9 protein-coding genes are annotated in these 8,506 nt (G+C 66.4%); 6 read left to right on the top strand and 3 right to left on the bottom strand.

Annotated features, from left to right (window positions below; genetic code table 11):
• Together O0J73_RS20160 and arsC are read left to right on the top strand one after the other, a co-directional pair.
• Window positions 1-936: phospholipase A (locus tag O0J73_RS20160; RefSeq protein ID WP_308309479.1), on the top strand; the 936-nt coding region annotated here is incomplete at its 5' end.
• Window positions 936-1,277 (top strand): arsenate reductase (glutaredoxin), encoded by a 342-nt coding sequence (gene arsC / locus O0J73_RS20165; protein ID WP_006455372.1) that lies wholly within the window; start codon window positions 936-938, stop codon window positions 1,275-1,277. The genes O0J73_RS20160 and arsC, both read left to right, overlap by 1 nt.
• Before the next feature lie 73 nt (window positions 1,278-1,350).
• Here the strand turns inward: arsC and O0J73_RS20170 are convergent, their stop codons facing one another.
• From O0J73_RS20170 to O0J73_RS20180, 3 genes are all read right to left on the bottom strand, one after another.
• Entirely contained in the window at window positions 1,351-1,986 is a 636-nt protein-coding gene (locus O0J73_RS20170; RefSeq protein ID WP_308309480.1) for a glutathione S-transferase family protein, read from the bottom strand.
• A gap of 58 nt (window positions 1,987-2,044) precedes the next feature.
• Window positions 2,045-2,383 (bottom strand): hypothetical protein, encoded by a 339-nt coding sequence (locus O0J73_RS20175; protein ID WP_308309482.1) that lies wholly within the window; start codon window positions 2,381-2,383, stop codon window positions 2,045-2,047.
• Window positions 2,384-2,503: 120 nt separating this feature from the next.
• A complete protein-coding gene (locus tag O0J73_RS20180; RefSeq protein WP_008268808.1) occupies window positions 2,504-4,021 on the bottom strand; it encodes a fumarate hydratase in 1,518 nt (505 codons plus the stop codon).
• A 118-nt stretch (window positions 4,022-4,139) separates the two neighbouring features.
• On the opposite strand from O0J73_RS20180, the gene O0J73_RS20185 reads away from it, so the two are divergent.
• From O0J73_RS20185 to O0J73_RS20200, 4 genes are all read left to right on the top strand, one after another.
• On the top strand, window positions 4,140-5,036 hold the full coding sequence (locus O0J73_RS20185) for an RNA polymerase sigma-70 factor (protein WP_308309481.1): 897 nt from the start codon (window positions 4,140-4,142) through the stop codon (window positions 5,034-5,036).
• Window positions 5,037-5,072: 36 nt separating this feature from the next.
• The gene (locus tag O0J73_RS20190; protein ID WP_014037799.1) at window positions 5,073-5,522 is read left to right on the top strand and encodes a carboxymuconolactone decarboxylase family protein; all 450 of its coding nucleotides are present in this window, start codon (window positions 5,073-5,075) and stop codon (window positions 5,520-5,522) included.
• Between the two features lie 193 nt (window positions 5,523-5,715).
• Window positions 5,716-7,587 carry an ABC transporter ATP-binding protein gene (locus tag O0J73_RS20195; RefSeq protein WP_006455571.1) on the top strand — a complete coding sequence of 624 codons (1,872 nt, stop codon included), beginning with the start codon at window positions 5,716-5,718 and terminating at the stop codon, window positions 7,585-7,587.
• Between the two features lie 80 nt (window positions 7,588-7,667).
• Window positions 7,668-8,447: a ferredoxin--NADP reductase gene (locus O0J73_RS20200; protein WP_006455701.1), complete on the top strand. Its 780-nt coding sequence runs from the start codon at window positions 7,668-7,670 to the stop codon at window positions 8,445-8,447.
• Window positions 8,448-8,506: the final 59 nt, after the last annotated feature.

Below are 8,506 nucleotides of genomic sequence, written 5' to 3' on the forward strand. Positions count from 1 at the left end.
CGGCCCCGCCGCGAAGAGCGCCAGACCGCGCGGGTGAGCCAGGGCGAGGAGAAGCTGCGCGAACGGGTCAGCGACCTGTTCCGTCCGGCCACGCCGGACAGCGCGCTGGCCAATGCCGGCCGCGGTTCCCTGCTGGACAGTCGCTGGGAACTGGCCGAAGACTCCAAGCTCGGGCCGTTCCAGCTGCGCGCCTACAAGCCGGTGTACCTGCTGCCCGCGTTCTGGACCAGCGACCGCAACACCACGCCGCATTCGCCGAACCCCGCCAACACGGTCACCACGCCGCAGGTGCTGGACAGTGCCGAACTGAAGTTCCAGATCAGCTTCAAGACCAAGGTCGCCGAGAACCTGTTCGGCGACAACGGCGACATCTGGGCCGGCTATACACAGAGCTCGCGCTGGCAGGCCTACAACGGCGAGGACTCGCGCCCGTTCCGCGAAACCAACTACGAACCCGAAGTGATGATGGTGTTCCGCAACGGCTATTCGATCGGTGGCTGGCGCGGACGCATGACCGGCATCGCGCTGAACCACCAGTCCAACGGCCGTGCCGATCCGCTGTCACGCAGCTGGAACCGGGTGATGCTGAACATCGGCCTGGACCGCGAGAACTGGGCACTGGTGCTGCGCCCGTGGTACCGCATTCCCGAGACCCGCAGCGACGACAACAATCCGGACATAGAGGACTACATGGGCCGCGGCGACGCGACCCTGATCTGGAACCGCAACGGCCACGAGGTCGCACTGATGGCGCGCCATTCGCTGCGCACCGGCAGTCGCTCGCATGGCGCACTGCAGCTGGACTATGGCTTCCCGATCAGCAACCTGCTGCGCGGACATGTGCAGATCTTCGATGGCTACGGCGAAAGCCTGATCGACTACAACCACAAGGCCACCTATGTCGGCGTGGGCGTGTCCCTGCTGGAGTGGTTCTGATGGACGTGACGATCTGGCACAACCCGGCCTGCAGCAACTCGCGCGGCGCACTGAAGCTGATCCGCGATGCCGGCTTCGAGCCGGTGGTGGTCGACTACCTGGGCAATCCGCCCGATGTCGCCGCGCTGCGCCAGGTGCTGGCCGCGTCAGGATTGAGTGCACGCGACCTGGTCCGCAGCAAGGAAGCAGCGTTCGCCGAACTCGGCCTGGAACATGCCGACGATGCCACGTTGTTGGCGGCAATGGCCGAGCACCCGCGGTTGATCAACCGGCCGGTGGTGCGCACGCCCAAGGGCACGCGACTGTGCCGCCCACCGGAAACGGTGCTGCAGATCCTGTAACCGAAAAAAGGGGACGGAGGGGATGATGTCGTTTGTGCATTAGCGACTTGATTCCCTCCGTCCCCTTTTCGGGTTACAGCCAGTCGGTGATGCCTTCGCGGCGATAGACTTCGGCAAATGCAGGGCGCGCTTTCATCGTGGACGCATGCGCCTTGAGCGCCGGCCAGGTGTCGCTGGGCGTCGGCATGTTGCGCGACCAGCGCATCAGCATCACCAGCATGTAGTCGACCACGCACGGCGTTGCACCCAACAGATACGGGCCGTGCGCCTGCAGATGCGTGGCCACCTGCTGCCAGGCCGCTTCCAGGCGCTGCCGTGCCATCTCGCGACTGGCCTGCACATGTGCCTCGCCGGCTACTTCGTGCGGATAGAACCAGGCCCGATAGGCCGGCTGCAGCGTATTGGCGCACCAGAACATCCAGCGGTAGGCGTCGCCGCGCTGGGGCGTACCCACCGCAGGTAGCAGGCCGGCGTCCGGGTGACGGTCGGCCAGGTACAGCGCGATCGCGGCCGCCTCGGTCAGTACCAGGCCGTCGATCATCAGCGTCGGCACCACTCCGGCCGGATTCAGCGCCAGGTACTGCGCCGCCTTGTGCTCGCGTGCGTCGAAATCCAGCATCACCAGCTCGTGCTCGATGCCCAGCTCGATCAACAGCCAATGCACCACCAGCGCGGCGGTACTGCTCGAACCATACAGCGTGGTGCTCATGCGGTGGATCCTGTGCGGGTGGATCAGCCGATTATGCGCCCACGCGAGCGGTGGTTGCTCAGCCGCAACGGCTCATGCAGGTATCCCGCTGTTCACCACAGGACATCATCGGCGCGCGCATCGTGCAGTCATGCGCCTTCAGTTCACAGGCACGGCGCAGTTCAGGGTTGGCAACGTCCTTGCAGCGCTTGTCCGGCGCGGGCCCCACCTGCTGCTCGCAATTGCTCTGGCGGCTGCCGAGGGAGTCATTCTGCGCCATGCAGCTGCGATAGCTGGCCTGGCACTGCACGCGGCATTGCGAGGACGCGGATAAATCCGCACCTTCGTAGGATGCCGGCGTGCTGCAGCCGGCCAGGGCAAACATGAGGCCCGCCATGATGGATCGATGCAGGGTCATGGACACGTCCTGTGTGAGGTCGTGCAGAGCCTAGCAGGCAAACGGTTGCAGGGTCGTTGATCCTCCACATGCAACAACGGCGCCACGAGGGCGCCGTTGCCTGGATCGAATGCGGGAGGATTACTCCACCACCACCGGAATCTTTCCGATGCGGGCCTGCCACTCGCGCGGGCCGGTCTTGTGCACCGACTCGCCGGTGGAATCGACGGCGACGGTCACCGGCATGTCCTGAACGGTGAACTCGTAGATCGCTTCCATGCCCAGGTCGGCGAAGCCGACCACCTTGGCTGCCTTGATCGCCTTGGACACCAGGTAGGCCGAACCACCGACGGCCATCAGGTAGGCCGACTTGTTGTCACGGATCGCTTCGATCGCCGCCGGGCCGCGCTCGGCCTTGCCGACCATGCCCAGCAGGCCGGTCTGTTCCAGCACCTGGCGGGTGAACTTGTCCATGCGGGTGGCGGTGGTCGGGCCGGCCGGGCCCACCACTTCGTCGCGCACCGGATCGACCGGGCCGACGTAGTAGATGAAGCGGCCCTTCAGGTCGACCGGCAGCTGCTCGCCCTTGTTGAGCATGTCGACCATGCGCTTGTGCGCGGCGTCGCGGCCGGTCAGCAGCTTGCCGTTGAGCAGCAGGGTCTGGCCCGGCTTCCAGCTGGCCACGTCTTCCGGCGTGATCGTGTCCAGGTCCACGCGGGTGCCCTTGGACGCGTCATAGGTCAGCTTCGGCCAGTCTTCCAGCGACGGCGGGTCCAGCATCACCGGGCCGCTGCCGTCCAGGGTGAAGTGCGCATGGCGGGTGGCCGCGCAGTTCGGGATCATCGCCACCGGCAGGTTGGCCGCGTGGGTCGGGTAATCGTTGATCTTGATGTCGAGCACGGTGGTCAGGCCACCCAGGCCCTGTGCGCCGATGCCCAGCGCGTTGACCTTCTCGTACAGCTCCAGGCGCAGCTCTTCGATGCGGTTGGACGCACCCCGGGCCTGCAGCTCGGTGATGTCGATCGGCTCCATCAGTGCTTCCTTGGCCAGCAGCATCGCCTTTTCAGCGGTGCCACCGATGCCGATGCCCAGCATGCCCGGCGGGCACCAGCCGGCGCCCATGGTCGGCACGGTCTTCAGCACCCAGTCGACGATGGAGTCGGACGGGTTGAGCATGGCGAACTTGGTCTTGGCTTCCGAACCACCGCCCTTGGCGGCGACGATCACGTCGACCGTGTTGCCCGGCACCACCTTGACGTTGACCACGCCGGGGGTGTTGTCCTTGGTATTGATGCGCTTGCCGGCCGGATCGGCCAGCACCGAGGCGCGCAGCTTGTTGTCCGGGTGCATGTAGGCGCGGCGCACGCCTTCATTGGCCATGTCTTCCACGCCCATGGTGGCGTCGTCCCAGCGCACGTCCATGCCGATTTCCAGGAACACGGTGACGATGCCGGTGTCCTGGCAGATCGGACGGTGGCCTTCGGCGCACATCCGCGAATTGATCAGGATCTGGGCCATCGCCTCCTTCGCGGCCGGCGACTCCTCGCGCTCGTAGGCGGCGGCAAGGTTCTTGATGTAGTCGACCGGGTGGTAGTACGAGATGTACTGCAGCGCGTCGGCGATGGACTGGATGAGGTCTTCCTGCTTGATCGATGTCACGACTTGCTCGCTTGCTGGAGGCTGGCGGGGGTAATCCGCCCATTTTACCCCCTCTGCCACCGGGGGTGCCGTTGTACATTCGTGTCACGTCCCTGCCCGCCGCGGCGTCCTTGCCCATATGAACGCCGAAACCGCCTTCCAGACCCACCGTCCGCGCCTGATGGCCCTGGCCTACCGCCTGCTCGGCAGCCGCGCCGACGCCGAGGACGTGGTCCAGGACGCCTGGCTGCGCTGGTCGGGCGCCGACCCGGCCAGCGTCCGCGACGCCGAGGCCTGGCTGGTCACCGCCACCACCCGGCTCGGCCTGGACCGGCTGCGCGCGGCCAAGCGCGAGCGCGTGCACTACGTCGGGCCCTGGCTGGCTGAACCGCTGGCGGTCACCCTGGAGCCGGACCCGGCGCTCGGCCCGGCCGAGCTGCATGCGTTTGCCGATGATGTTTCGGTGGCCTTCCTGACCCTGCTCGAGCAGCTCGGCCCCGAGGAACGCGCTGCGTTCCTGCTGAAGGAGGCCTTTGATCACGATTACCGCGAGATCGCCGACCTGATCGGCCACAGCGAGGCCAACTGCCGGCAGCTGGTGCACCGCGCGCGGCAGCGCCTGCAGGCCGGGCGACCGCGCTTCAATGCCGATCCCAGCCAGCACCGGCAGCTGCTGGCGCGCTTCATGGACGCCTCCCAGCGCGGCGACAGCGAGGCGATCCAGGCCCTGCTGCACGCCAACGCACTGCTGGTTTCCGACGGCGGCGGCGTGGTCACCGCAGCCGTGCGCCCGCTGCTGGGCGCCGAACGCATCGGCCGCCTGTTCTGGGCCATCGCCCGCCGCGGCGCCGTGCATCCGGCACAGCTGGGTTACGTCAATGGCGAACCGGCCATCCTGCGCTTCATCGGTGATCGCCTGCATTCGGTCACCACCATCGAGGTGGTCGATGGCCGCATCGCCCAGGTGTACAGCGTGCTGAATCCGGAAAAGCTGCCGCAGGTTGTCACGCGCGGGGATGCTGCGGCGTCCTTGTAATGAAAGGCGGCCATCGTGGCCGCCATGGAGCCCACGATGTCCGACCACGCCTCTCCCCGCGTCCCTTACACCCGCCTGGCCGCCGAAGCCTTCAAGGGCCTGCTGGCCACCAGCAAGGCGGTGCATGAAAGCTCGATCGATCCGACCCTGATGGAACTGCTGTTCCTGCGTGTGTCGCAGCTCAACGGCTGCGGCTACTGCATGGACATGCATGGCACCGCGCTGCGCAAGGGCGGCATCGAGCCGCGCAAGCTGGATACGCTGCCGGCATGGCACGAGAGCCGTTTCTTCGACGCCCGCGAACGAGCGGCACTGGGCTGGGCCGAGGCGCTGACCCGGCTGACCGATGGGGCACCCTCGCAGGCGGCGTTCGACGCACTGGCGCCGCACTTCGATGAGAAGGGCATCAGCGACCTGAGCATGGGGATCGCGGTGATCAATGCCTGGAACCGGCTGGGCGCGGGTCTGCTGCCGCCGCTGCCGTAACAGGCGGTTCCCGGCCGGGGGGCAGGTTTTTGCTGCTGTTGGTAGGTGTCGACCTTGGTCGACACGCTAAATACACATCATGCGCGGATGGGGGCAGGCCGGATCCCTTCGCCCTGCAAAGGAATCTGACCCTGGCGCGGCCACACGGCTGCACTGACCCCATCTGCACGGCCCAGGCGCGCACAATACGCGCATGCCTGCCACCCCCACCGCCGGCGCTGCCGCCGCGAAGAAGCCCAGCCTGCGACAACGCTTCAAGGCGATGCGCAACCTGCCACCGTTCCTGCGCATGGTCTGGCAGACCAGTCCCGCGCTCACCCTGGCCAGCCTTGGGCTGCGCTTGATCCGTGCGCTGCTGCCGGTGGCGATGCTGTACGTCGGCAAGCTGATCATCGACAGCGCCCTGCACCTGAGCCAGCACGATGCCAGCTTCCCGCCGCTGGGCGAGGCGCTGTCCAGTGGCGTGCTCAATCCACTGCTGGGCCTGCTGGCACTGGAATTCGGACTGGCCATCGCCTCGGACCTGCTGGGCCGGCTGGTCAGCTACGCCGATGCCCTGCTGTCGGAACTGTTCGCCAACATCACCAGCATCCGGCTGATGGAACACGCCGCGACGCTGGACCTGGAGGACTTCGAGGACCCGGACCTGCAGGACAAGCTGGACCGCGCGCGGCGCCAGACCATGGGCCGGATGAACCTGATGAGCCAGCTGTTCGGCCAGGTCCAGGATGCGATCACCGTGGCCAGCCTGGCCATCGGCCTGCTGGTCTACGCGCCGTGGCTGATCCTGCTGCTGGCGCTGGCGCTGGTGCCGGCTTTCATTGGCGAATCGCACTTCAACGCGGCCGGCTACAGCCTCAACTTCCAGTGGACACCCGAGCGCCGCCAGCTCGACTACCTGCGCCAGCTCGGTGCCAGTGTGGAAACGGCCAAGGAAGTGAAGATCTATAACCTGCACCGTTTCCTGGTTGAACGCTATCGGCACCTGTCGGTGGCGCTGTTCCAGGCCAACCGGGCGCTGGCCCGGCGCCGTGCGTTCTGGGGCACGCTGCTGGCCGCACTGGGCACGCTGGGCTACTACACCGCCTACGCCTACATCGCGTGGCGCACGGTGCGTGGCGATTTCTCGATCGGCGACCTGACCTTCCTCGCCGGCAGTTTCCTGCGCCTGCGCCAGCTGCTGGAAGGCCTGCTGATCGGGTTCTCGCAGGTGGCCAGCCAGGCGCTGTATCTGGATGACCTGTTCTCGTTCTTCCAGATCGAGCCGGAAATCCACTCGCGCGAGGGCGCAGTGCGCGTGCCGCAGCCGATCCGCCAGGGCTTCGTATTCGAGAACGTAGGCTTCCGCTACCCGGATGCCGAGCAGTGGGCGGTGCGCCATCTCGACTTCCAGCTGCAGGCCGGCGAGGTGCTGGCCCTGGTCGGCGAGAACGGCGCCGGCAAGACCACCCTGGTCAAGCTGCTGGCGCGGCTGTACGAACCGGACGAGGGGCGCATCCTGCTCGATGGCCGCGACCTGCGCGACTACGACCTGGACGACCTGCGCGCCAATCTCGGGGTGATCTTCCAGGACTTCGTGCGCTACAACCTCAGCGCCGGCGAGAACATCGGCGTCGGCCAGGTCGAGGCCATGAACGACCGGGCACGCATCGCCGACGCCGCGCGCCGCGGCATGGCCGAGGAAGTGATCGAGGAACTGCCCGGCGGCTACGACCAGCTGATCGGCCGCCGCTTCAAGCAGGGTGTGGACCTGTCCGGTGGCCAATGGCAGAAGATCGCCATTGCCCGCGCGTGGATGCGCAATGCTCAGGTGATGATCCTGGATGAGCCAACGGCAGCGCTGGATGCGCGCAGCGAGTTCGAGGTGTTCCAGCGGTTCAGGGAACTGGCGGATAATCGCACCGCAGTGCTGATTTCCCACCGGTTCTCCTCGGTGCGCATGGCCGATCGCATCCTGGTGCTGGCCGACGGCCGGATCGAGGCCAGCGGCACCCATGAGCAGCTGATGGCACAGGGCGGCCGCTATGCCGAGCTGTTCGAGCTGCAGGCGGCCGGCTACCGCTGAGAACGCCTCTCGTTCCGCCTAATGAGAACCTGTCTCATTTGAGATAGAATCACTCCCGACGACTTCCGATAGATACGCCCATGTCCTCCGCTTTCGGCGCCGAAACGGTGCTTGAGGTCCGCCACTGGACCGATGCCTACTTCAGTTTCACCCTCACCCGCGACAGCGGTTTCCGCTTCGAGAACGGCCAGTTCGTGATGATCGGCCTGGAAACCGAGGCACGGCCGCTGCTGCGCGCGTACTCCATCGCCAGCGCCAACTGGGAAGAGCACCTGGAGTTCTTCAGCATCAAGGTGCAGGACGGCCCGCTGACCTCGCGCCTGCAGCACATCAAGCCCGGCGACAAGGTGCTGGTCGGCAAGAAGCCCACCGGCACCCTGCTGATCAGCGACCTGCACCCCGGCAAGAACCTGTACCTGCTGGGCACCGGCACCGGCATGGCACCGTGGCTGTCGGTGATCAAGGACCCGGAGACCTACGAGCGCTTCGAGAAGGTGATCCTGTGCCATGGCGTGCGCTACGAAAAGGATCTGGCCTACCGCGATTATTTCGAGAAGGAACTGCGTGAGCACGAGTTCCTGGGCGAGATGATCGGCGACAAGCTGCTGTATTACCCGGCCGTCACCCGCGAGCCGTTCGCCAACCAGGGCCGCCTGACCTCGCTGATGGAAAGCGGCGAGATGCAGCGTACGCTCGGGCTGCCGGAGCTGAGCCCGGAGAACGACCGCGCGATGATCTGCGGCAGCCCGCAGATGCTGGCCGACCTGCGCAGCGTGCTGGATGCGCGTGGCTTCCAGGTCTCGCCGCGTATCGGCCAACCGGGCCATTACGTGTTCGAACGCGCCTTCGTCGAGAAATAAGGCCGCAACGGTAGTGCCGGCCGCTGGCCGGCTCTCCGTGCGCTAGGGGATTGCCGGCC

It is taken from the genome of Stenotrophomonas sp. Sm6012 (genome assembly GCF_030985895.1).
GTDB classification, from domain to species: domain Bacteria; phylum Pseudomonadota; class Gammaproteobacteria; order Xanthomonadales; family Xanthomonadaceae; genus Stenotrophomonas; species Stenotrophomonas forensis.